The organism is Lapillicoccus sp. (assembly GCF_039935575.1).
In the GTDB taxonomy this organism is placed as follows: Bacteria; Actinomycetota; Actinomycetes; order Actinomycetales; family Dermatophilaceae; genus Lapillicoccus.
The window spans coordinates 1-24,336 of record NZ_JBDTKA010000047.1 but is presented as its reverse complement, the minus strand read 5'-3'; the positions used below and the strand labels follow the sequence as shown (position 1 = coordinate 24,336).

Sequence of the window (24,336 nt, the reverse complement as noted above, 5' to 3'; positions counted from 1 at the left end):
GGCGCGGTCCCCATGACGCGGGTCAGGCGTGGCGCCGGCTCGTCACGACGCGGAACCTGTTGGCGACGAACGCGGCGTCGGTGTACGCCGCGTTGGCCGCCGGGTTCGCACCGGTGCCGTGGAAGTCGGAGAACGCTGCGGTCTGGTTGACGAAGACCGGGCCGGTCAGGTTCTCGGACAACGCCACCCCGGCGTCGGCGGCCGCGTCGCGGGCCGCGGCGAGCACCTCCTGCGACGTGGAGTAGACCGCGGCGGTCATGGCGCCGTGCTGCCGCACCGTCTCGACGAACCGACTCAGCGACTGCCGTGTCGACGAGGTCCGGATCAGGAAGGTCACCGGTCCGAAACACTCGGTCGTGTAGACCTCCTCGGCGCTGGCGTCGAGGGCCAGCAGCCCGGGTGCGCGGACGACCGCGTCCGGGTATGCCGGGTGGGTCACCTCTCGCGGTTCGAGGACGATCTCGCCGCCCCCGCGCAGAGCAAGCTCGCCGAGCTGGGCCGCGTTGGTGCGGACCTGCTCGTTCACGGTTGCGCCGAGCAGCTCGACGGCCTCGGCATCGTCGTCGGTCAACCGCCGGATCGCACCCGCGAGGCGTTCCCCGAACTCACCAAACGACAGGTGACCCTCGTCGGTCTCGACGCCGTCTCCAGGGACGTAGACGTTCTGGGGCGTCGTGCACATCTGGCCGGAGTAGAGCGTCAGGGAGAACGCGAGGTTGCCGAGGGTTCCTCGCAGGTCATCGACGGAGTCGACGACCACGGTGTTGACGCCGGCCTTCTCCGTGTAGACCAAGGCCCCACGAGACGCGGCCTCGCGCTCCAGCCACTCACCGAACCGTGGCCCTCCGGTGTAGTCGATGATCGCCACCTCAGGTCGCTCCGCGAGCGTCTTCGCCAGTCCTTCTCCGTCGGCCTCAGGTGCCAGTTGCACCAGGGCTGGGTCGAACCCGTTGTCCCGCAATACAGTCCGCGCTACGTCGACGGTGATGGCGAGCGGCAGAACCGCTCGGGGGTGCGGCTTGACGACCACGGGGTTGCCGGTCACGAGTGAGGCAAAGATGCCCGGGTAGGCGTTCCAGGTCGGGAAGGTGTTGCAACCGATGACGAGCGAGACGCCCCGGGGGACGAGGCGGTAGTCCTTGACCATCCGGATCGGTGCGTCTCTCGCCGGCTTCTCCCACACCACGGAGCTGGGCACCCGTTCCTGCTCGACCAGGCCGGCCACGACGGCTTCGACCGCTCGGTCCTGCGCGTGCGGCCCACCGGCCTGGAAAGCCATGACGAACGGCTGCCCGGAGGTGTGCATGACGGCGTGGGCCATCTCGAAACCGCGCCGGTTGATCGCGTCGACGATCTCGAGGCAGACGGCCGCTCGCAGCTGCGGCCCCGCGTCGCGCCAGGCAGGGATCGCGGCTCGAGCCGCCGCAAGGGCCGCGTCGACGTCGAGGTGCGGGTATGCCACCCTCAGCTCGGGTCCATAAGGGGACACCTCGGAGCCCACGAGGGTGCCGTCGGAGGGCTGGTCGGACAACGCGGCATACGTCGAGCCGAGATGGGCGGTGTAGGCGGCGAGCCCGTCGGGCGCGGCGCTCTCGCCGTAGACGCGGGGGGACGGGGACTCGGGGTAGCGCGAGAACCACGAGCGTGCCGCGAGCGCAGCGCGGGCCTCGTCGAGCACCTCCCGGTGCTTGCCGAGCAAGGGATGGTCGGGCGCGGCTGCCGTGGTGGTCACCTCGCGATGGTAACCAGAGGCGCCACGGCTCACCGGTGCAGGGATCGGCCAGGTGCCAGGTGCAGACTTCACCTATGAGCACAACGGGAGTCCGCACGGTGCTCTGGCGCAACGGCGAGATCAAGGACGAAGGGTTCCCGCTCGAGGAGATCTCCGACCACCTCGAGGAGGACGGCTCGCTGGTCTGGGTCGACCTGTGCGAACCGGACCACGGCGACCTGCAGAAGCTCGCCGACGAGCTGAGTCTCGATCCGCTCGCCGTCGAGGACGCCATCGAGGCGGTCAGCCGGGCGAAGGCGACCCTTCATGCCCACCACACGTTCGTCAGCGTCTACGCCACTCATCTCGACATCCCCAACCAGGAAGGCGGGGCCGACGTCCTGCCGGACGCAGCCGACTTGCTCGCCTCGCGACTGCGTCTGACCAAGATCTCGGCGTTCGTCCTGCAGCGCGGGATCGTGACGATCCGGGACAACGACGTCTTCGACATGAAGGAGGTCGTCTCGCGCTGGCGGGACAACCCCGACCTGTTGAAGCTCGGCGGCGCCGCGCTCCTGCACGGCTTGCTCGACACCATCGTCGACGGGCATTTCGACACGGTCCAGGAGCTCGACGACGCGATCGAGTCGCTCGAGGACGGGCTGTTCGCCGAGCAGTCCAGCACCCGAGAGACCCAGCAGCGGACCTTTCGGATCCGCAAGGAGCTCGTCGAGCTACGCCGGGTGGTGCTCCCCATGCGGGAGGTGATCAACACGGTGTTGCGGCACCGAACCGAGATGCACAAGGACGGGAACGAGCTTGACGGCTACTGGTCGGACCTCTACGACCACGCGCTGCGTGCCGCCGAATGGACGGAGTCGCTGCGGGACATGATCTCGACGATCTTCGAGACTTCCCTGTCCTTGCAGGACGCCCGGCTCAACACGGTGATGAAGAAGCTCACGGGGTGGGCGGCGATCATCGCCGTGCCCACTGCGGTGACGGGGTGGTTCGGTCAGAACGTCCCTTATCCGGGTTTCCAGCAACCCTGGGGCGTGTGGCTTACGACGGGGGTCATCGTGGGCCTGGCCGCGACGCTCTACCTCGTCTTCAAACGCAAGGAGTGGCTCTGACGGCAGTCGGTTCGGTGGCGCTGGTGCGGCGATGGTGCGGCGATGGTGCGGCAGGATGACAACGTGGTCGAGGAAGCGCTGAACGGCGAGGGCAGGACTGACGCCGACCTGGGTGACATCGGCGTCATCGGTGTCATAGGCGCTGGCTCGATGGGCGCCGGCATCGCCCAGGTCGCTCTCCTGGCGGGCCACCGCGTCTATCTGCACGACGTCTCGCCGGACCAGGTCGAGCACGCCGTCACCTCGATCGAGGCCCGCCTGCGCGCGCAGGTAGACAAGGGGCGGCTGACGCATACCGAAGCCGACGCAGCCGTCGAACGCCTTGGCGTCGTACCCGCCATCGAGGACCTTCCCGAGTGCGAGCTCGTCGTCGAGGCGGTCCGGGAGGATCTCGCGCTCAAGTGCGAGATCTTCGCCGAGCTGGCGCGTCACCAGACGCCCACGACGATCCTCGCGACCAACACGTCCAGTCTCGACGTCGATGAGATCGCTGACCGGGTGCAGGACCCGGAACGGGTGCTCGGCCTGCACTTCTTCAACCCGGCGCCGGTCATGGAGCTGGTGGAGGTGGTGCGCGGGTCGTGGACCTCGGACATCTACCTCGACTTCGCCAGGAGCCTGGTACGGCGGTGGGGCAAGTCGCCGGTCACCTGTGCGTCCACGCCAGGGTTCATCGTCAACCGGGTCGCGCGACCGTTCTACGGCGAAGCCCAGCGGATGCTCGAGGAGGGGGTCGCCGACGCAGCCACGCTCGATGCGTGCCTGCGCGGCGCCGGTTTCCGGATGGGCCCACTGGAGCTCACCGACCTCATCGGCCAGGACGTCAACCTCGCCGTCGGCATGAGCGTCTGGCAGCAGACCGACCGAGACCCCCGGTATGCCCCGACCCGCCTGCAACAGGACCTGGTGGCGAGTGGGCGGTTGGGTCGCAAGACGGGACAGGGCATCTACACGTATGCGTCGGGCGACCCGGCCGGCCGGGCCCAGGTGGTGGGCGCCACCCCCGACGAGAGTCGCGTCGCCGAGCTGGTCGGCGGTCCGGTGACCACGGATCCGGTGGCACGGACCCTCGCGATGCTCGTCAACGAGGCCGTCGACCTGGTGCATCGCGGCGAGGCCAGCGCCCAGGACGTCGACACCGCGATGGTGTTGGGTACGGCGTACCCCAAAGGGCCGCTCGCCTGGGGCCGCGAGCTGGGCCACGACGTGGTCCGGCACACCCTCGAGGAGCTCGACGCGGCGTACCCGGGTGGGCGTTACCGCCCGAGCCTGGCGCTCGAGACGATGCCGTGACGGGCGCTGCGGGCCTGTCCCACGTCCTCGCCATGTGGGACCGGGACACCGCCTCGGCTCACCTGGGGATGGAGGCGTTGGTCGTCGAGGTCGACCACGCCGTGGTCCGGATGACGGTCGGGGAGAACATGGTCAACGGCCACGAGATCGCCCACGGTGGCTACGTGTTCATGCTCGCCGACTCGGCGTTCGCCCTGGCCTGCAACTCGGGCGGCGAGCTGACCGTCGCCGCCGGCGCGGACGTGGTGTTCGTCGCCCCAGCCCGTCTCGGCGACGCTCTCGTCGCGGACGCGCAGGTTCGAGCGGCATACGGGCGCAGCGGGCTCACCGACGTCACCGTGAGCCGCGAGCAGGACGGGGTGGTTGTCGCGGAGTTCCGCGGGCGCTCACGCAGCCTGCCGCGCCGCTGATGTCACACTCGGCGCACGACGCGTGTCTCACCGGTGGAACCATCACCGAGGAGAGTGGGAAACGTCGATGTACCAGGACAACGACATGACGGGCACGACCAGCACGACCGGCACGACCAGTGGAAGCACCGCGCGCATCTCGGCGGCCCGTGACGGGTTCTTCGTCCGCGCAATGTCGTGGTGGAGCCGGCGCACCTACGGCGATGTGCTGCAGCCAGGTCTGGTGATGGCACACAACCGCAAGGTCCTGATGACCAACGTGCGGCACGAACGTAGCGTCGAGAAGTGGGACGCGCTCGACGCCGAGCTCACCGACCTGGCGACGCTGGCGGCAGCGGCGACCGTCGGCTGCAGCTGGTGCCTTGACTTCGGCTACTGGGTCTCCCACGGCCACGGCGTCGCCCGGGACAAGCTGGAGGCGGTGACGACCTGGCGGACGTCTTGCGCATACACCGAGCTCGAACGGCAGGTCATCGCGTACGCCGAGGCCATGTCGCGTACGCCGGTGGAGGTCACCGACGAGATGGTGCTCGACCTGGTTCGCGAGCTGGGCGAACCGGCAGTCGTCGAGCTCACGGCCGTCGTGGCGTTGGAGAGCCAACGATCGCGTTTCAACATCGCTCTCGGTCTGGAGAGCCAGGGCTTCAAGGCGCAGTGCGACCTGCGGCCGGCGGGTGGTTGACCGCAATGGCCACGCGGATTCGCGAAGCGAGCGGGTGAGTGCGTCGAGGGCCGGGATCGGTGACGCGGAGCTCGCGGAGGGGAGGGCGGCGGAGTTCGAGGCCCTACGACCGCAGCTGTTCGGGGCCGCATACCGGGTCCTGGGCAGTGTCGCCGACTCCGAGGATGCCGTTCAGGAGACCTGGCTGCGGTGGGCGTCGATGGACCACGACAGGATCAGTGACGTACGCGCATACCTCCTCACCGCGGCTACCCGACAGGCCCTGAACCGGGTTCGTGCCCAACAGAGCCGGCGTGAGGACTACGTCGGACCCTGGTTGCCGGAACCCGTTGCGACAGAGCCTGACCCGGCAGAGACTGTCGAGCTGGCCGACTCCGTGTCCATGGCGATGCTGGTCGTCCTCGAGACGCTCTCCCCGCTGGAACGGGCGGCTTTCGTCCTCCACGACGTCTTCGGGCTCAGCTTCGCGGAGGTGGCGGCGACCCTCGACCGCTCCGAGGCGGCGGCACGGCAGCTCGCCAGCAGGGCACGCAGTCACGTCCAGTCGCGCCGGCCCCTGGTGGTCGACCGGCGGCGTCACGAGGCCGTGCTCGGTCAGTTCGTCGAACACCTGGCGTCCGGGGACATCGACGCGTTCATGGCGCTGCTTGCGCCGGACGTCGTGCTGGTGAGCGACGGTGGCGGGCTGAGGCGCGCGGCATTGCGGCCGATCCATGGGCGGGACAAGGCGGTTCGATGGCTGGTGGCGGTCGCCAACCGCCCGGACGTCGCCGGAGAACTGCGCGTCGAAGTCGCCAGTCTCAACCACGGTTCGGCGTTGCTGATCTATGCGGGCAGCGAGCTCGACAGCGTCGTGTTCCTCACCGTCGAGGACCGCGGGATCACGGCGATGCACGTCGTTCGCAACCCGGAGAAGCTCGCGCATCTGCTCGACGCGGGACCACCGTCGGTGGCGTGAGCCGTCGGTGACGTGAGCCGTCGCGTCCGTCCGCGCGGGGTGTGGCCGGTGCTTGTGGTCGATTGCGCACGGTTCTACGGGCGCTATCCACCACATCCAGGGGCGCGTTTCAGGGGGGTGATGTCACGGAAGTGGTTGTGTGGCAGCTGAATTCCCTGGGGACAACTCTTGCGGCATGTCGACCGGACCTAGTAGAGTAGTACACATGTTCGATACGGGACGGCGGGTGACGGTGGCGGACCTAGAGGGTCTGCTACCGGTGCTGGCCGACCTCGGTTCGGCCGCGGGCGCCGCCGGAGTGACCGACACGGTGCGGGTCGACGTGTTGTCGGTGTTGGAGCGGGTCAAGGCCGCGGCGGCGGGGGCGCAGGTACGGGTGACGGCGGCGTTCGTGGACTCCCAGGAACAGGTCGCGGCGCAGTGGACCGCCCGGGCCGTGGAGTGTTCGGACGTGGGCGACTTCCAAGGGTGGCGGGCGGCGCGGGACCGGGCCCGGCTGGCTACCGTCGACATGGCCGGCGACGTAGGTGCCGGCGCCGGCGCCGAAGGTGGCAGCGGTTCGAGCACGTCAGGTCGGCCTCGAGGTCGCATCCGTCGGGCGCGCCGGCCGGGGTTGGGGGTAGCGGGTCAGGTGGGGTTGGCGCGTCGGGTGTCCCCGTCCCGGGGGGCCCGGCACGTGCGGGAGGCGGTGGTGTTGGTGCGGGACATGCCGGCGATGCTGGCCGCCCCCTCGAGGTCGGGGCGGTCACGGAGTGGCGGGCCGGACTGGTCGTCGCCGAGACCGCCGTGCTGAGCCCCGGGGACCGGCGTTCGGTCGACGAGGAACTGGCAGCGACGCTGGGGGTGGACGGGACCCACCCCTTCGATGGTGGCCTGGCCCGGTTGGGGGACAAGGAGCTGGTCAGGCAGGTGAAAGCGGTCGCCTACCGGGTGGACGCCGCCTGCGTGTTGGCCCGCTCCGTTCGGGCCGTGAGCGAGCGGCGGGTCACGATCCGGCCAGCGCCGGACACCATGACCTACGTGACCGCGTTGCTGCCGGTCGCTCAAGGAGTCGCCGTGCACGCCGCCCTGACGGCAGCCACCGCACACGCCGGCGCCGGCACCGCACACGCCGGCGCCGGCACCGCACACGCCGGCGCCGGCACCGCACACGCCGGCGCCGGCGCCGGCGCCGGCAGTGGCGGTGACGTGCGGTCGAAGGGTCAGCTGATGGCGGACACCCTGGTCTGCCGGGTCCCCGGACAGGACGCCGCCGCCGCGGTCCCGGTCGAGGTCCAGCTCGTCATCACCGACCGAGCCCTCCTCGCCGCGACCGGCCCAGGATCAGACACCCTGCAACCACACCAAACAGCTCCCCGGCTGGCAGGCCCGAACCATCACCCCCGCCCACGACACCAGCCTCCTAGGCGACCGGATCACTCAGCATCTCGACAACGGGGACGAGTCAGGACCGGACCCCGGGCGCGCCCGTGACCACGAGATTCTCATCGAGCTCCCGACACTGGCAGGAGCTCGTCGACCGACTCGACCACGCGCCGGGACTCACCAAGCGGCCAGGACCCGGCCACAAGCCCAATACCGGCCACGCGCTGGAACCCGACGACCTCGAACCCGACGAGCGGCACACCGTCGAGCTCACCACCCCCACCGGCCACCGACACCGATCCACCGCCCCACCCGTCATCCCCGGCCTCCCCAGGGCTCGGCTCCACTACGCCACCCCCGAAACCAGCCCGCTCGAGACCTACCTCGAACGACTCCTCGCCGCCGACTGACCCACTGATGGTGTCGAACGCTCGGAATCCCGAGCGCCCAGAACCACTAGTGCAGAGTGCGGATAGGTTCCAACGATGACCTCCGTGCCAGAGCCCGACGTCTCCGACCTCGTCGAGCGGCTCCTCGACATCCGCACCTGGGTGGCCTTCGACGTCGATGACGAGGGCCGGGTCCTTGCCGGGAGCGACGATCTCGGCAGCGTCCAGCTCGTCCAGATCACACCCGACGGCCGCCGCACCGCCCTCACGGCGCTCCCCTCGAAATGCTCTGGACGGTATGCACCCGGCCGACGCGCCGTCGTCGTCCAGCACGACACCGGCGGCGACGAGAACATGCAGCTGTCCTGGCTGGCGCTCGAGGGTCTCGACCACCCGGCCACCCTGGCCGACCTGACGCCCCTCGTCGCGGACCCGGCCCACATGCACGTGCTGGAGGACGTCACCGCCACCTCGGTCATCTACTCCACGAACCGTCGCAACGACGTCGACATGGACGTCGTCGTGCGCGACCTCGACTCCGGTGCGGAGAGGGTGGTCTTCGACGCGGGCGGCTACGTGGTCGGCAGCGTCGTCTCCCACGACGAGCAGTCCGTCGCCGTGCTCACCCTGAACCTGCAGCCCAACGGCACCGCAGTGGCGGTCGTGCGGTCAGCCGCCGCAGACAGCGACCAGCAGACCACCGGCCCGTTCACCCGCTCGATCACCGACCCCCAGGACCACGCCGCCCACGAGAACCTCTCGTGGTCAGCACCAGACGGCGCGATCGTGATGACCTCCAACCACGACCGCGAGTTCGCCGCCATCGTCAGCGCGCCCGTCGACGGGAGCCCCTGGCACACGCTGGTCGAGGACGACGCCCACGACCTCGTTCTCTGGGCGAGCCCTGACGGGGCGTCCCTCGTCGTCGGCACGGTCGAGGACGGCGCCGTCCTACTCGCCGTCCACGACGGCGACGGGCAGCACCGTTGCGACGTCGACCTGCCCGCCGGCGTACCCACCGTTGTCTGGGCCGAGGAGGGCAACCGGTTCGTCGTCTCGCTCGCGACACCCACCGACCCCGGCTCGCTGCACCTGGCCGACGCGCATACGGGATCGGTGACTCAGCTCGTCGACGCGCGCGAGGGCATCCCGGAGCAGGTGCGCGACCTGCTCGTCACCCCGACCGTCCACCAGGTCCCGACTCCCGACGGGGAGCAGGTGCCCTGCTTTGTCTACGCCGGCAGCGACGCCGACCCGCACACGGTCGGAGCCAGCGTCGTGCACGTCCACGGTGGCCCGGAGAGCGCCGCCTGGCGGACCTTCGTCCCCGTCATCCAGGCGCTCGCGCTGAGCGGGTTCACCGTCCTCGCCCCCAACGTCCGCGGCTCGGTCGGGTACGGGAAGAGGTGGTACTCCCTCGACGACGTCGACCTGCGGCTCGACTCCGTGGCCGACCTCGCCGCCCTGCACGAGTGGCTGCCGACGCAAGGCCTCGACCCCGCTCGCGCCGCGCTCTGGGGCGGGTCCTACGGCGGTTACATGGTGCTTGCTGGCGTGTCAATGCAGCCCGAGCTGTGGGCCGCCGGGGTCGACATCGTTGGCATCTCGTCATTGGTGACATTCCTCGAGAACACCTCCGGTTATCGCCGGGCCTACCGCGAGCGCGAGTACGGCAGCCTCCAACACGACCGCGAGCTCCTCGAGCGCGCGTCCCCGATCACCTACCTCGGCCAGATGCGGGCGCCTCTGTTCGTCATCCACGGCGCCAACGACCCGCGGGTGCCGCTGTCCGAGGCCGAGCAGATGGCCGCAGCCCTGACCGCGAAGGGCGTCCCCTGCGAGCTGCGGGTCTACGGCGACGAGGGACACGGCCTCGCCAAGCGCGAGAACCGGCTCGACGCATACCCGGCTGCGATCCACTTCCTGCGTCGTCACCTGGCCGCTGACTGAGCCGGAGGCGTCCCCTCACTAACACGGGGTGGCAGGATGCCACCAACATTCCCCCCGAGAGGACCCCCGTATGCCTCGCCGCGCCACCTTCAGCCTCGCCCTCGTCGGCGCCGTCACCGTCACGCTCACCGCGTGCGGTTCCAACTCCCTGTCCACCGACGCCCCGGCGGGCGGTGTCTCCTCTTCCGCTGCGACGGCTGCGGCCAGCGCGACGGTCGACCCGGCACTGGTCGCGAAGCTGCCCGCCAAGATCAAGACGGCGGGCAAGATCGTCGTCGGCACCGACGCGACGTATGCGCCGAACGAGTTCCTGGACGCCGACGGCAAGACCGTGGTCGGTATGGACGTCGACCTCTTCAACGCCGTTGCCGCCAAGTTCGGAGTCAAGGTGGAGTACCAGCCGGCCGGCTTCGACTCGATTATCCTCGGGGTGACCGGTGGCAAGTACGACGTGGGGATCTCCAGCTTCTCGATCACCGATGCGCGCAAGAAGCAGGTCAACATGGTCAGCTACTTCAGCGCCGGGACGCAGTGGGTCACCCAGAAGGGCAACCCCAAGAAGGTCGACGCCGAGAACGCGTGCGGCCTCAGCATCGGGGTCCAGAAGGGCACGACCCAGCAGGACGACCTCACCGCGCGCAGCAAGAAGTGCACCGATGCCGGCAAGCAGGCGATCAACCTGGTCATCCAGGAAGGTCAGGACCAGGTCACCGCCGACCTTGTCGGTGGCAAGACCGCGGCGATGGCCGCCGACTCACCCGTGGGCCTCTACGCGATCAAGCAGACGAGCGGCGCCCTCGAGAAGCTAGGGAACACCTACGACTCCGCGCCCTACGGCTGGGTCGTCCCGCTGGACCAGAAGGACTTCGCCCAGGCCCTCGCGGATGCCGTCAAGGCACTGAGTGCGGCCGGGCAGTACAAGCCGATCCTCGCCAAGTGGAACATCGACTCCGGCGCGATCACCGACTTCGCCGTCAACCCCTGACCACGACCACAGACATGGCAGCGCAGCCGCAGGACCGGCCGGGCCTCATCGACGCCCGGCCGGTTCCCCACCCGTGGCGGTGGGTGGCGCTCGCGGTGATCGCCGTCGTCGTGGCGATGATCGTCAGCTCCTTCGCTACCAACGCCCGGTGGAACTTCCCGGTCGCGCTCCAGGTGATGATCCAGTCACCCGTCCTCGAGGGGCTGTGGAAAGGCACCATTATCGGGACCCTCGGCGCGATGGCGATCGGCATCGGTCTCGGCATCCCGATCGCCGTGATGCGGCTGTCCAGCAACCCCGTGATGCGCGGGGTGTCCTTCGTCTTCACCTGGTTCTTCCGTGCGGTGCCGCGGTATGTGTTGCTCGTTGTCATCGGCTCGGGCCTCGGCTACCTCTACAGCACCCTCGACATCGGTGTCCCGTTCGCCAAGCAGCTGGCTTCGTGGCTGGGCTGGTCTAACGACCTCACCTTCGCGACGGTCGACGTCTACGCCATCTCGAGCACGATCGTCGGCGGCATCATCGGGCTCGGCCTCTCCGAGGCGGCCTACATGGCCGAGATCGCCCGCGCCGGAATCGCCTCGGTCGACCGCGGGCAGTCCGAGGCAGCCCAGGCGCTGGGCATGAGCAGCGGCAAGGCTATGTGGCGAATCGTGTTGCCGCAGGCGATGCGGGTGATCGTGCCCCCGACGGGAAACGAGGTCATCGCCATGGTCAAGGACACCTCGCTGTTGTCGGCGATCCCCGTCATCAGCGAGCTGTTCTTCCAGACCAGAGCGATCGGTACCCGAACCCTTCAGATCATGCCGGCGCTGGTGGGCGCGACCGCCTGGTACCTCATCATCTGTTCGGTGCTGATGGTGGGCCAGTCCTACCTCGAGCGCTACTACGGCCGCGGGTTCGGGACGTCCGGGCCACCCGACAAACGGGCCGCTCGGCCGGGTGGGGCGGGGGGTGCCTGATGGTCGACCTGCCTCTGGTCCACGCCGTCAACGTGATGAAGTCGTTCAACGGCAATGAGGTCCTCAAGGGCATCGACCTGGACGTCGCCGGCGGTGAGGTCGTATGCCTGCTCGGCCCTTCGGGTTCGGGCAAGACGACGTTGCTGCGCTGCATCAACCAGCTCGAGACGATCGACGGCGGGCGCATCTGGGTCGATGGCGACCTGATGGGCTATGCCGACCCCAAGACACCAGACGGGAAGCTGCACCGCTTGGGAGACAAAGCGATCGCGGCCCAACGCCGAGAGATCGGGATGGTCTTCCAACGCTTCAACCTGTTCCCCCACAAGACCGCCGTCCAGAACATCATGGAAGCGCCGATCCAGGTCAAGCGTGAGTCGAAGTCGGCAGCGCGACAGCGCGCACGCGACCTCCTCGAGCGCGTCGGTCTCGGCGACCGGGGCGACGCCTACCCCAGTCATCTGTCCGGCGGGCAGCAGCAGCGGGTCGCCATCGCGCGCGCACTGGCGATGAGCCCCAAGCTGATGCTGTTCGACGAGCCAACATCCGCCCTGGACCCGGAGCTGGTCGGTGAGGTGCTCGACGTGATGCGGGAGCTCGCGAACGACGGGATGACGATGATCGTCGTCACGCACGAGATGTCGTTCGCCCGGGGTGTCGCCGACCGGGTCGTGTTCATGGACGACGGCGTCGTCGTCGAGTCCGGGGACCCTCGTTCGGTGATCGACAACCCGCAGCACGAACGGACCCAGGGCTTCCTGCGCCGGATGCGGGCCGACGAGGCGCACCAGGGCAGTTCCGTCCAGGACACCCCCGTCCATCAACACGCCCCGGTCCCCGAAGGCTCCGGGGAGGTCACGCCGGCGGTCGGGCAGTGACCGCCCCGGTCGGCCGCGCCGAGAACCCCGTTCTCGATCCTCTCGCCTGGAGCCTCGACGAGATGCGCACGCGCCAGCTCGCGCGTCTGCAGGCGACGGTCGCGCAGGCATACGAGAAGGTCCCGCACTACCGCAGCACCCTGGACGCCGCCGGCGTCCACCCGGACGACATCCGAGACCTCGACGATCTTGCTCGAGTCCCGTTGACCAGCAAGGAAGATCTGCGGCAGAACTACCCCTTTGGGATGTTCGCGGTCCCCCGTACCCAGGTAGTCCGCATCCACGCCAGCAGCGGCACCACCGGCCGCCCGACCGTCGTGGGCTACACATCCGACGACATCCGGATGTGGGCGGACGTGATGGCCCGGTCCATCCACGTGGCCGGTGGCCGGCCCGGCGACATCGTTCACGTGGCCTACGGCTACGGCCTGTTCACCGGCGGTCTCGGCGCCCACTACGGCGCCGAGCGCCTCGGCTGCACCGTGGTTCCCGTCTCCGGAGGCATGACCGAGCGGCAGGTCCAGCTGATCCTGGACTTCGAGCCGCGGGTGATCATGGTGACGCCGAGCTACTTCCTCAGTGTCCTGGACGAGATGGAGCGGCAAGGCGTCGACACGGCGGCGACGTCGCTGCGAGTGGGGATCTTCGGCGCCGAGCCGTGGACCGAGTCGATGCGCCGCGAGGTCGAAGACCGAACCACCATGGACGCCGTCGACATCTACGGCCTCTCGGAGGTGATCGGTCCCGGCGTCGCGCAGGAGGCGGCCGCGACTAAGGACGGGCTACACGTCTGGGAGGACCACTTCTACCCCGAGATTGTCGACCCGCTGACCGGGGAGGTGCTGCCGGAGGGAGAGCGCGGTGAGCTGGTCTTCACGAGCCTGACCAAGCAAGCGATGCCGGTGCTGCGCTACCGCACTCGTGACCTCACCCGGCTGCTGCCGGGTACCGCATACCCGGGGTTCCGGCGGATCGAGAAGATCACCGGGCGATCCGACGACCTGATGATCATCCGTGGAGTCAACGTCTTCCCGACGCAGATCGAGGAGCTCGTGCTCGCGGAACCGGGTCTGGCACCGTATTTCCAGTGCGTCCTCACCCAGCCGGGCCGGATGGTCGAGCTGACCGTCCTGGTCGAGACCCACGAGACCTGGGGCGAGGTGGACAGGCAGGTCGTCTCCGAGCGGTTGACCGCCCGGATCAAGGAGAGGGCGGGCACCAGCTGCCGCGTCGAGGTCCGTGACCCGGGCGGGATCGAACGATCGGTGGGCAAGGCGCGCCGCGTGGTCGACCAGCGACGCCGGGACCTTTGACCCTAACGCGGCGCAAGATGGCAGGCGTACGTTGCCAGCAGCGAGGTCGCCGCTGGCGGCAGTGAGGATGCCCGTGGACGCCTTGGCCCTGGCTCGATGGCAGTTCGCCATCACGACCGTCTACCACTTCCTCTTCGTGCCCATCACGATCGGGCTGTCTGCTGTCGTTGCCTACTACCACACGCGCTGGGTGCGACACCGCAACCCTGACGACCTGCGCATCACGAAGTGGCTCGGCAAGCTGTTCACGATCAACTTCGCACTCGGCTTGGTCACGGGGATCGTGCAGGAGTTCCAGTTCGGGATGAACTGGTCCGACTACTCACGGTTCGTCGGCGACATCTTCGGCGCCCCGCTGGCCATCGAGGCGCTCCTCGCCTTCTTCCTCGAGTCGACGTTCCTCGGGCTGTGGATCTTCGGGTGGGGCAAGCTCCCGGAGAAGCTCCACGCCGCCACGATGTGGATCGTGCACGTCGGCACCGTGCTGTCGGCGTACTTCATCCTGTCCGCGAACTCCTTTATGCAGAACCCGGTTGGCTACCGGCTCAACCCGGCGAGCGGACGCGCGGAGCTCACCGACTTCGCCGCGGTGCTGACCAACAAGGTCCAGCTGGTCACGTTCCCCCACACGATCGTCGCGTCCTATATGGCGGGTGGGGCAATCGTGATGAGCGTCGGCATCTACCGGATGCGTCGAGCCGACACGGGCAACGTCGGGTCTGACGCCTCGATGTATCGCCGGATGACGCGTATCGGCGCGATTCTCACTCTCGTCGCGGGGGTGCTCGTCGCCGTGACCGGTGACGTCCAGGGCAAGATCATGACCGAGGTGCAGCCAATGAAGATGGCTGCGGCAGAGGCCCTCTACCAGACATCGGACAGCTGCGCACCGTTCTCGATCGTCACGGTCGGGTCCCTCGACGGAACCCAGGAGCGCTTCGCCGTCACAGTCCCCTGTGTGCTCAGCTTCCTCGCGACCGGCACCTTCTCGGGCAAGGTCGAAGGCATAAACCCCCTGCAGCAGACCTACCTGCAGGAGTTCGGGCAGTCCGGCAACCCGCTGCTCGTCGACTCGACGTATCTCCCGAACATCCCCCTGGCCTACTGGAGCTTCCGGTTGATGATCGGAGTCGGGATGCTCTCGGCCCTGGTGGCGCTGGTCGTCCTCTGGGCGACGCGACGCGGTCGAGTGCTGACCCGCAGCGACAGTCGCTGGGACCCGGCCTGGACGTGGGCCGCCATCCTCACTCCGCTCATGCCGGTCTTCGCCTGCTCGTTCGGCTGGATCTTCACCGAGACCGGGCGCCAGCCCTGGCTCGTCTGGGGCACGATGACCACTGCCACCGGAGTCTCCCCATCGGTATCCGCCGGTGAGGTGCTCACCTCCATGGGGGTGTTCACCCTGCTTTACGGCGTGCTTGCCGTCGTCGAGGTGAAGCTGTTCCTGCACTACGTCCGCAAAGGCCCGGACGAGTTCGTCGAACCGGTGCCGCCCGACCAGGTCGACCACGACGCGCCTCTCGTGTTCGCCTACTGAGCGAGGGGAGCCGGCATGGAGCTGTCAACCGTCTGGTTCATCCTGATCGGTGTCCTGTGGACCGGGTACTTCATCCTCGAGGGCTTCGACTTCGGGGTGGGGATGCTGCTGCCCGTCCTCGGCCGCGGACGCGACGCCGCCGACACCGAGCGTCGCCGCCGGGTCATGATCAACACGATCGGCCCGCTCTGGGACGGCAACGAGGTGTGGCTGATCACCGCCGGCGGGGCGACCTTCGCTGCTTTCCCGCACTGGTACGCCACGCTGTTCAGCGGTTTCTACCTCCCCCTGCTGCTCATCCTCGTCGCCCTCATCGTCCGCAACCTCGCGTTCGAGTACCGGCACAAGCGAGAGAGCGCCACCTGGAAGGCCCGGTGGGACCTCGCCATCGTGGTCGGGTCGTTCGTCCCCGCCCTGCTCTGGGGGGTCGCCTTCACCAACATCGTCCGCGGCGTCCCGATCGACGCCCACAAGGAGTTCACCGGGAACCTCTTCACCCTGCTCAACCCGATGGGCCTGCTCGGCGGTCTGGTCACGCTCACGCTCTTCCTCACCCACGGCGCGCTGTTCACCGCGTTGAAGACCGACGGCGAGATCCGTTCCGCCGCAAGGCGGCTCGCGACGCGTACCGGTATTGTCGCCGCCGTGCTCGCGGTTGTCTACCTCGCGGTCATCGGTGTCCAGCAAGGATCCGCGGCGTCCTGGGTCACCACCGTCATCGCCGCCCTCGCCCTGGTCGGCGCGCTCGTCGCGAACCTGCGTGACTCTGAAGGTTGGGCGTTTACCGGCACCTTCGTCTGCATCGCCTTTGCCGTCGCCACCCTGTTCCTCGCGCTATTCCCCGACGTGATGCCGTCCACGCTCGACCCGGCGTGGTCGCTGACCACCACCAACGCGTCGAGCACCGACTACACGCTGAAGATCATGACCACTGTCGCCCTGATCTTCACCCCAGTGGTGTTGCTCTACCAGGGCTGGACCTACTGGGTCTTCCGCAAGCGGATCGCGGTCCACCACATCCCCATATGACCCGTCTCGACCGCTTGACCCCCGACGCACGGTGAGACCCACCGACCCCCGGCTGCTCCGGCTGGTGCCCAGCGCTCGACGTCCGGTCCTACTCCTCGTCCTCGTGGGCGCCGCGCAGGGAGTCGCGGCAATCCTGGGCGCCTTCGCGCTCGCCGCTCTCGTCGTCGCAGTGGTGCGGGGAACCAGCCTGACCGGCCCGGCAACAGGGGTCGCGGTCATCTTCGGGGTGCGGGCCGCGCTCGGCTATGCGTCGGAGCGGGTCGCCGCACGAGCGGGCCTCGAGGTGTCGGTGGCGTTGCGCCGGTCGCTGCTCGCCGGCTGGCTCGCGCAGACAGCCGAGCACCAACCACCACCGGACGCTGCTTCGACCTTGGCTGCGCAAGGCACCACCTCGGTCGAGACCTACGTGGCCCGCTACCTTCCCGCCCTGGTGACGTCCGTCGTCGTCCCGCTCCTGGCCATCGTCACCCTGGCCGTGACGGACTGGCCGAGCGCACTCGTCGTGGTACTCACCCTCCCCCTTCTCCCGCTCTTCGCGGCCCTCATCGGTAGAACCACCCGCGAAGCCACCGAACGCCGTTGGGCTGCGATGGGATCGCTCGCCGGACACTTCCTCGATGTCGTCCAGGGGCTGCCGACCCTGGTGGCGTATGGACGCGGCGAGCATCAGGTGGTGACGGTTCGCCGCACCAGCGAGCGTCACCGCGTCGAGACCCTGGCGACGCTGCGGTTGGCGTTCCTCAGCTCCGCCGCGCTCGAGCTCCTCGCGACGATCTCGGTGGCCATGGTGGCGGTCACGGTCGGGCTGCGGCTGGCCTCCGGCGGTCTGGACCTGCGAGTCGGGTTGATCGCCATCCTGCTCGCACCGGAGGCGTACTGGCCGATCCGCCGGGTCGGAGCGGAGTTCCACGCGGCCGCAGACGGTGCCGCCGCGCTCGACTCCATCGTGTCCGCCCTCGACGCCGGTCCAGCCGCCGACGCCGACGGTGGTGAGGGGCCGTCCGCTGCCGAGCCGAAGCTCCGCATGCAGGCCGTGACCTACCAGCACCCCGGCGCCGAATGTCTGGCGCTGAACGAGGTCGACATGGTCGCCCCCCGAGGCTTGACGGTGGTGACCGGACCCTCCGGCGCGGGCAAGACCACGCTGCTCGAAGTCGCCGCGCGGCTGCGCGAACCCAGCGCGGGGCAGGTCAGCGGTCCAGCGGCGCACCTGGTCACCCAGCGACCGCTTCTGCTGCCCGCGAGCATCCGCGACAACCTGACCCTCGGCACGAGCGTTGCCAACCAGACGGAAGCACCGGACGAGCCGCACCAGTGGAACGACAGGAGGCTGTGGGACGCACTGCGTGCCGCGGGTCTGGCGGGCGTGGTCGCGCAGACCCCCGGCGGCCTGGACACCGTTCTCGGCGACGACGGCTTCGGCCTTTCGGCGGGTGAGCGCGCCAGGCTCGCCCTGGCGCGGGCCGCCCTCTCCCCCGCGGCGGTCGTCCTGCTCGACGAACCGACGGCGCACCTCGACTCCGCGTCCGTCACCACTGTCCACGCGCTGATCGTCGCCCTCGCACGCACCCGCATCGTCGTCGCCGTCTCGCACCGCCCCGAGCTGGCCGCCCTCGCCGACCAGCAGGTATGCCTCGCCCGGCCGGCCGGCGACCGTGCCCGCCCGAGCGGGGCCAGCCCCGCGACACCGACCGTGGCCGCGTCGACATGACCGCACACCATCTCGGCAGCAGCCCTTCCGGCCTGCTCAGCCCGCGGGTCGTCTCCGCGGCGTTGCTCGGCGCGGCATCGACGACCGCCGGCATCGCGTTGACCGCGACGTCGGGGTGGCTCATCGTGCGCGCCGACGAGCGACCCGTCATCCTCACGCTGCTCACGGCGATCGTCGCCGTCCGCGCCTTCGGAATCGCCCGGCCGGCGCTGCGCTATGCCGAACGACTGCGTTCGCACGACGCGTCCCTTCGCGACCTGGCCGAGCGACGAGCCGCCACGTATGCCCGGCTCGTGCCCCTCACGCCGGCCAAGCTCGGACGCCGCAGGCGCAGCGACCTGCTCGCGAGCGTCGTCGACGACCTGACCGATGTCGTCGAGGCGCAGGTGCGGGTGACCGTCCCGGTGCTGGGCGCCTTCGTCGCGGGGGGGTCCACGACGGTCCTGGCCGGCCTCGTCGCTCCTACCGTGGGCATGGTCATGGCCGGTCTGCTCGCCGCTTTGGCGGTCGTCGGCGCCGTGTCCTACCGGCTGGAGTCCCGGTCGCAGCAGGAGCTGCTGGCGGCCCGGGCCGAGGTCGCCCGAGTCAGCAGCTTGGTTGCCAACCAGAGCCTGGAGCTGCGAGCCGCCGGCGCCGAGGCGGACGCGCTCGGGTGGGTGGATGCTGCTCACCGGCTGTTGCGTCGTGCCTCGGCGCAGCAGAGTCGTGGCCGCTCGATGTTGTCGGCCGCAGTGTTCGTCCTCGCAGGAGCAGCGACGGTGGCCGTGGCGTACCAGTGCCAGGAACTCGACGTCTCCGCTCCGGTCAAGGGACTGCTTCTGCTCACGCCGGTCGCACTGGTCGACGCGCTCACCCCTCTCGTCGACGCCGTGCGCGCCGCCGCGCGCGCAGCGGGCGCACAGGCCCGCCTCGACGCGGTGCTGCACCAGGAGCCCGCGGTCGTGGACCCGCCGACCGCTGCGGCCGAACCGCCTCGAGCGGACCGAGCGGCAGGCATCCGGCTGGCTCTCAGCCGGGCCAGGGCGTCCTGGCATGGCGATGGCTCGGACCTCGGGCCGGTCGACCTCGAGGTTCCGGCGGGGACGCACGTCCTCGTGACCGGACCCAACGGCGTCGGAAAGTCCACCCTGGTCGCGCTGCTGGCGCGTCAGCTCGAGCTGTCGGACGGGTCCTACTCCGTCGGCGGCGTCGACGTCGGCACCCTGCGGCTGCGTGACGTCCGGGCGCTGGTTGCCGTGGTCGACGACGAGCCCTGGGTGTTCACGAGCTCGCTGCGCGAGAACCTGCGTCTGGCTGCCCCGGTCGGAGGCCTGGATGACCACGGCGAGGGCGGGTCAGCCGCCGAGGCGAGCGCCGTCACCGACGACGACCTCGTCCGTTCCCTGGCCAGGGCGGGGTTGGCCGACTGGTACGCCTCGCTACCGGACGGGCTGGACACGCGCCTCGGCACTGGTGGCCGGGGCGTCTCCGGTGGCGAGCGGGCCCGGCTGGCCGTGGCGAGAGCGCACCTGTCTGAGCGACCGGTCATCCTGATGGACGAGCCCGTCGCGCACCTCGACCGGGCGACCGCCCGGGATGTGCTCGACGAGGCGCTCGCTGGTGACCCGCGCATCACGGTCGTGGTCGTCAGCCATCAACCGGTCGAGGCACGTCGCTTCGACACGCTCCTCGAGCTGTCCACCAGCTGTCCACCCCCGTGACTCGCGACCGGGCGACGAGGCTGAGCACCGACCGCGAGGTGTTCTGGAGCGCGGTTTTCCGCATCGGGGAGTCGCTGCATACACTGCCCGGGCGCGTCCGCTCGCCTCAGGGAGGGTACGCCAGCCGGAACAGGAGCCTGTGGTGGGAAGACACGCGGCGGACGCCCCGCCGAGTCGTCCTACGGGCGCGCTCGCTGCGCTGGTGGTCCTGGCGCTCGTCGTCGTCGCCGCGCTCGCCACCGGTGGGATCTGGCTGAGCAGGCGGGACAGCACCACCCCGGTCGCCGACGCACTCGCAACGACCACCCTGCCCTCAGCCACCCCGACGTGCGCCACCACGCCGGTCGCCGTCACCGTCGCACCGGCTGCCCTGACCGTGGTGAGGCAGGCCGCCGCCCGCACCACGACCATGAACCCCTGCCAGAGTTTCACGGTCACCAGCGCCGAGTCGGCCGACGAGGCGGCGACCCTGAGCAGGCCTGGCGACAAACCGGCTGCCTGGGTGAGCGACTCGTCCGTCTTCCTCGATGCCGTCCGGGGGGCGGCGCCGGACGTCCTCGCCGCCGACGTCCGCCCGATTGCCACCAGTCCTCTGGTGTTCGCGCTGCCCAGCGCCGTCGCGACCGCCGCCGGAGCTGCGCTGGCCGACCCCTCCTGGTCGACCCTGGTCTCCGGCGACCCTGCACAGAGCACGGTGCCGGTGAAGCTGACCGACCCGGAGCACTCGACGAGCGGCCGACTCGTGCTGCTGAACGCCTCGTCCGCCATCCCCAGCACCCCCGCCACCCGGCTGGCCCTCGGCAAGGTCCTGCTCACCTGGTCGCACACCGCGATGCGCAGTGAGCAGGACCTGCTGGCGGCAAACGTGACCGGCAGCCCCGGCCTGGTCCCCACCTCCGAGCAAGCAGTCGCGGCCACCCTGCGCGCCCACCCCGGCAGCCTGGTTGCCGTCGTCCCCAAAGAGGGCACCGGCCGGTACGACTACGCCTTGGCGACGGTGTCGGGCATCAGCGCCGCCGCGAGCCGCGCGGTCAGGGCCTTGGGCGACCAGCTCACCATCACCACGGGCACCGCGGACCTGACCGCAGCCGGGTTCCGGCCGGCGGGTGCCAACGCAGCGAAGGGGCCCGACGTCCCAGGGTTGCCGAGCACCGTCAGCTATCTGCCCACGCCGACGGCTGACGCACAGACGGCGCTGCTGAAGACCTGGAGCAGCGTCAAGACCGACGCGCGGATGCTTGCCCTGGTCGACACTTCCGGCTCGATGAAGGAGGTGGAGGGCACCCGCACCCGGATGGCGCTCGCTGGCGAGGCGGCCCAGACCGCCGTCTCGATCTTCCCCGACTCCTCGCAGGTGGGCCTCTGGACCTTCGGGATAGACAAGGGCGGACCCGGACAGGACTGGCAGGAGGCCGTGCCGATCCGTCAGCTCGACGAGGCGGTGCCCGACGCGGGCGGCAAACCGCAGCGCCAGGTCCTGAGTGATGCCCTGCCGGCCCTGGTCGGGGCGCCGTCGGGTGGGACCGGTCTCTACGACAGCCTGTTCGCGGCATACGAGAAGATGGTCGCCTCGTATGTGCCCAGCCGCGTCAACTCGGTCATCCTGCTCACCGACGGCAAGAACGAGGACCCCGCCGGACTGACCCTGCAGCAGCTGCTCGCCCGGATCGAGGCGGTCAAGGACCCGGCCAAGCCGGTCGTCATCATCACGGTCGGCATGGGCCAGGATGTGGACACGACCTCCCTCAGCGCGGTGGCGGCTGTCACGGGCGGCAAGAGCTACGTGGCCCAAGACCCGCAGGACATCCGGCAGGTCTTCATCGACGCGTTGTTGTCGCGCGACTGCTCGGCACAGTCCTGCACGACGCGCTGAGTGGCCGGCGACCGCAGCCGGAACCGTCGCCAGACCGCAGCCCTCGAGTCAGGAGGTGCAGGGGGGTGCCGCGGCGAGCGCGGCGTTCGCGGCCGCGTACGGCACGAGGTGAGTCGGGGCCTCGCGCCAGCGCTTGATCCAGTTTGCCTGCGCCACAGCAGAGTTCGTATGCCCGTCCGCGTGGTCGGCCATCTCACCGAGGTGTGCGCGCCAGTCCTGCAGCACCGCGGCCCCGGCGGCGAGGTAGGCGTCGAGGGTCTGCTCCCGGGCAAGGCACGCTCTGAGCTTCGCGCCTGGGTTGGGAGCGAGGGCGACGACCGCAGGGTCGGGCGACTGGCATGCCGGAGCAGTCGCATACGCGGCCACCGACGCGTCGTAGGCGGCCACGTCGCCCGGACCGGATGCTCTGGTCGGGCCCCAGGTGTTCGTTTTGACGTCGATGAGGCTGCGCGCACCGGACTCGAGGTCGGTCTCGGCTTGCACGTGTTCGCTCCAGTGCTGTGACCCGGTGGCCACCGCGCCGACGACGGGCTGGGCCGCGTCCTGACGCGAGACACAGGCGGCCAGCGCGGCACGGACGGTCCCGTCGGCCGCCTGAGCAGCCGCCTGAGCAGCCGCCTGAGCAGCCGACGTCGTGGTCGAGCTGGACGAGGCGGTCGTCGGGGCGACGGTGGGTTCAGACGGGATGGACGTCGGGCTCGGTGACGTGGTCGTGCCCGTTGCGGTGCGGGTCAGGGAAGTCTGCGCCGAGGTCGTCGTCGCGGTTCCGTTCTCACTCGCCGCCCGGTGGACGAGGAGCCCGCCGGCGACCAGCACGACTACGGCAAGCCCCGCGACCATCGGAAGCCTCGGGACGCCGCCATTGGGTTCCTCACTGTGCTTGCCCACAGACACCACCTTTCCACGCCGGTCTGGCAACCACATACGGTATGCGCATGCGCGTACTCGTCAGTGGCGGCGCCGGGTACATCGGATCCCACACGGTCGTGCGTCTCGTGGCGGCAGGGCACGACGTGGTGGTCGTCGACAACTTCGGCAACGCGAAGCCAGCCGTGATCGACCGGTTGGAGGCGCTCACCGAGACGAACATTCCCGTGCACGCGTTCGACCTTACGGATAAGGACAAGACCGAGCACCTGTTCGCCTCCGAGCAGATCGACGCGGTCATCCACTTCGCCGGGCTCAAGGCGGTGGGCGAGAGCGTGCAGATCCCGCTCGACTACTACCAGAACAACCTCGAGTCCACGTTCTCGCTGCTCCGGGCGATGCGCCGGCACGGGTGCTCGTCCCTGGTCTTCTCCTCCTCCGCCACGGTCTACGGCGACAACGCCCCGGTCCCCTACCAGGAGGACTATGAACCGCTCAGCGCCGCGAGCCCCTACGGCCGCACCAAGGTGATGATCGAGCACGTCCTACGCGACGTCGCCCACATCGACCCGGTCTGGCGCATCGCGGTGCTCCGCTACTTCAACCCGGTGGGCGCTCACCCGTCAGGCACCATCGGCGAGGACCCCCAGGGGATCCCCAACAACCTCATGCCGTTCATCGCCCAGGTCGCGGTCGGCAAGCGGGACCGGTTGCAGGTCTTCGGCGCCGACTACCCCACGACCGACGGCACGTGCGAGCGCGACTACATCCACGTCGAGGACCTCGCGGCCGGACACGTCGCGGCCCTGAACCGGATCGCCATGTCCAACAGCCCGATTCGCACCTGGAACCTCGGAACCGGCACGGGCACCTCGGTGTTGGAGGTGATCCACGCCTTCGAGCGGGCCTCGGGGCGAACCATCCCCTACGACGTGGTAGCCCGACGAGCCGGTGACCTGCCGGCGTACTGGGCGGATCCGGCCAGGGCCAACGAGGAGCTCGGCTGGCGCGCCACCCACACCATCGACGACATGTGCGCCGACACCTGGCGCTGGCAGAGCGAGAACCCGCACGGCTACGAGGACGCCGCCCCCCCGGATGAGTGAGGGTATGCCTGCCGTCTCACGACCGCTGCGCGTCACGTTCGTCTGCACCGGCAACATCTGCCGCTCGCCGATGGGCGAGGTCATCCTGCGTGACCTGTTGGAGGAGGCGGGCGTCGGTGACGCGGTCCACGTCGACTCCGCAGGGACGACCCGCTGGGAGGTCGGCAACCCGATCGACTCAAGAGCGCGGGCCGAGCTGCGCACCCATGGATATGACGGATCGGCCCATGTGGCAAGGGTTTTCGAGCCGAAGTGGATGGCGGCCACCGACCTCGTCCTCGCTGCGGACAACGGGCACGCAACGGTTCTCCGCCGCTGGGCGCGGACCCGCGAGGACGCCGCGAAGGTGCACCTGATCCGGTCGTTCGACCCGGCCGCCGTCGCGGCGGGGACGCTGGAGATCGACGACCCCTGGTACGGCGATCAGGACGACTTCGAGCGGTGTTTCGTTGAGGTCGAAGCCTCCTGCCGAGGCATCGCGGCC

Annotated in this window: 22 protein-coding genes; 20 read left to right on the top strand and 2 right to left on the bottom strand. The window is 69.6% G+C overall.

Going from position 1 to position 24,336, the window contains the following annotated elements; translation table 11 throughout:
• Window positions 1-22: 22 nt before the first annotated feature.
• On the bottom strand, window positions 23-1,732 hold the full coding sequence (gene paaN, locus ABI385_RS06035; RefSeq protein ID WP_348102844.1) for a phenylacetic acid degradation protein PaaN: 1,710 nt from the start codon (window positions 1,730-1,732) through the stop codon (window positions 23-25).
• A 74-nt stretch (window positions 1,733-1,806) separates the two neighbouring features.
• Here paaN and ABI385_RS06030 point away from each other — a divergent pair, with 74 nt between their 5' ends.
• From ABI385_RS06030 to ABI385_RS05945, 18 genes are all read left to right on the top strand, one after another.
• A complete protein-coding gene (locus ABI385_RS06030; RefSeq protein ID WP_348102843.1) occupies window positions 1,807-2,844 on the top strand; it encodes a magnesium transporter CorA family protein in 1,038 nt (345 codons plus the stop codon).
• Window positions 2,845-2,886: 42 nt separating this feature from the next.
• On the top strand, window positions 2,887-4,137 hold the full coding sequence (locus tag ABI385_RS06025; RefSeq protein ID WP_348102842.1) for a 3-hydroxyacyl-CoA dehydrogenase NAD-binding domain-containing protein: 1,251 nt from the start codon (window positions 2,887-2,889) through the stop codon (window positions 4,135-4,137).
• A complete protein-coding gene (paaI, locus tag ABI385_RS06020; RefSeq protein WP_348102841.1) occupies window positions 4,134-4,547 on the top strand; it encodes a hydroxyphenylacetyl-CoA thioesterase PaaI in 414 nt (137 codons plus the stop codon). The genes ABI385_RS06025 and paaI overlap by 4 nt, the downstream gene beginning before the upstream one ends.
• An 85-nt stretch (window positions 4,548-4,632) precedes the next feature.
• Complete coding sequence (locus ABI385_RS06015; RefSeq protein WP_348102840.1) at window positions 4,633-5,229, top strand: carboxymuconolactone decarboxylase family protein; 597 nt, start codon at window positions 4,633-4,635, stop codon at window positions 5,227-5,229.
• A gap of 34 nt (window positions 5,230-5,263) precedes the next feature.
• Window positions 5,264-6,187 (top strand): RNA polymerase sigma-70 factor, encoded by a 924-nt coding sequence (locus ABI385_RS06010; protein ID WP_348102839.1) that lies wholly within the window; start codon window positions 5,264-5,266, stop codon window positions 6,185-6,187.
• A 205-nt stretch (window positions 6,188-6,392) separates the two neighbouring features.
• Window positions 6,393-6,980 carry a hypothetical protein gene (locus ABI385_RS06005; RefSeq protein WP_348102838.1) on the top strand — a complete coding sequence of 196 codons (588 nt, stop codon included), beginning with the start codon at window positions 6,393-6,395 and terminating at the stop codon, window positions 6,978-6,980.
• Window positions 6,974-7,660, top strand: coding sequence for a hypothetical protein (locus tag ABI385_RS06000; RefSeq protein ID WP_348102837.1), 687 nt, complete (start codon window positions 6,974-6,976; stop codon window positions 7,658-7,660). Before ABI385_RS06005 ends, ABI385_RS06000 begins: the two co-directional genes overlap by 7 nt.
• The gene (locus ABI385_RS05995; protein ID WP_348102836.1) at window positions 7,657-7,962 is read left to right on the top strand and encodes a hypothetical protein; all 306 of its coding nucleotides are present in this window, start codon (window positions 7,657-7,659) and stop codon (window positions 7,960-7,962) included. Before ABI385_RS06000 ends, ABI385_RS05995 begins: the two co-directional genes overlap by 4 nt.
• A 75-nt stretch (window positions 7,963-8,037) precedes the next feature.
• Complete coding sequence (locus ABI385_RS05990) at window positions 8,038-9,891, top strand: S9 family peptidase (protein WP_348102835.1); 1,854 nt, start codon at window positions 8,038-8,040, stop codon at window positions 9,889-9,891.
• A gap of 70 nt (window positions 9,892-9,961) precedes the next feature.
• Entirely contained in the window at window positions 9,962-10,876 is a 915-nt protein-coding gene (locus tag ABI385_RS05985) for an ABC transporter substrate-binding protein (protein WP_348102834.1), read from the top strand.
• Between the two features lie 14 nt (window positions 10,877-10,890).
• Complete coding sequence (locus ABI385_RS05980) at window positions 10,891-11,838, top strand: amino acid ABC transporter permease (RefSeq protein WP_348102833.1); 948 nt, start codon at window positions 10,891-10,893, stop codon at window positions 11,836-11,838.
• A complete protein-coding gene (locus ABI385_RS05975; RefSeq protein ID WP_348102832.1) occupies window positions 11,838-12,716 on the top strand; it encodes an amino acid ABC transporter ATP-binding protein in 879 nt (292 codons plus the stop codon). Before ABI385_RS05980 ends, ABI385_RS05975 begins: the two co-directional genes overlap by 1 nt.
• Before the next feature lie 62 nt (window positions 12,717-12,778).
• Window positions 12,779-14,029 carry a phenylacetate--CoA ligase PaaK gene (gene paaK, locus ABI385_RS05970; protein ID WP_348102870.1) on the top strand — a complete coding sequence of 417 codons (1,251 nt, stop codon included), beginning with the start codon at window positions 12,779-12,781 and terminating at the stop codon, window positions 14,027-14,029.
• Window positions 14,030-14,102: 73 nt separating this feature from the next.
• Window positions 14,103-15,566 carry a cytochrome ubiquinol oxidase subunit I gene (locus ABI385_RS05965; RefSeq protein ID WP_348102831.1) on the top strand — a complete coding sequence of 488 codons (1,464 nt, stop codon included), beginning with the start codon at window positions 14,103-14,105 and terminating at the stop codon, window positions 15,564-15,566.
• Window positions 15,567-15,581: 15 nt separating this feature from the next.
• On the top strand, window positions 15,582-16,595 hold the full coding sequence (gene cydB / locus ABI385_RS05960) for a cytochrome d ubiquinol oxidase subunit II (RefSeq protein ID WP_348102830.1): 1,014 nt from the start codon (window positions 15,582-15,584) through the stop codon (window positions 16,593-16,595).
• Between the two features lie 31 nt (window positions 16,596-16,626).
• Window positions 16,627-18,306 carry a thiol reductant ABC exporter subunit CydD gene (gene cydD / locus ABI385_RS05955; protein ID WP_348102829.1) on the top strand — a complete coding sequence of 560 codons (1,680 nt, stop codon included), beginning with the start codon at window positions 16,627-16,629 and terminating at the stop codon, window positions 18,304-18,306.
• Complete coding sequence (cydC, locus tag ABI385_RS05950) at window positions 18,303-20,006, top strand: thiol reductant ABC exporter subunit CydC (protein ID WP_348102828.1); 1,704 nt, start codon at window positions 18,303-18,305, stop codon at window positions 20,004-20,006. The genes cydD and cydC overlap by 4 nt, the downstream gene beginning before the upstream one ends.
• A gap of 142 nt (window positions 20,007-20,148) precedes the next feature.
• Entirely contained in the window at window positions 20,149-21,879 is a 1,731-nt protein-coding gene (locus ABI385_RS05945; protein WP_348102827.1) for a VWA domain-containing protein, read from the top strand.
• Between the two features lie 48 nt (window positions 21,880-21,927).
• Here the strand turns inward: ABI385_RS05945 and ABI385_RS05940 are convergent, their stop codons facing one another.
• Window positions 21,928-22,767, bottom strand: a complete 840-nt coding sequence (locus ABI385_RS05940) for a hypothetical protein (RefSeq protein WP_348102826.1) — start codon at window positions 22,765-22,767, stop codon at window positions 21,928-21,930.
• Window positions 22,768-22,814: 47 nt separating this feature from the next.
• On the opposite strand from ABI385_RS05940, the gene galE reads away from it, so the two are divergent.
• Both galE and ABI385_RS05930 read left to right on the top strand, forming a co-directional pair.
• The gene (gene galE, locus ABI385_RS05935) at window positions 22,815-23,852 is read left to right on the top strand and encodes a UDP-glucose 4-epimerase GalE (RefSeq protein ID WP_348102825.1); all 1,038 of its coding nucleotides are present in this window, start codon (window positions 22,815-22,817) and stop codon (window positions 23,850-23,852) included.
• Window positions 23,853-23,856: 4 nt separating this feature from the next.
• Window positions 23,857-24,336, top strand: a 480-nt coding sequence (locus ABI385_RS05930) for a low molecular weight protein-tyrosine-phosphatase (RefSeq protein WP_348102824.1), incomplete at its 3' end; no start/stop codon positions are given.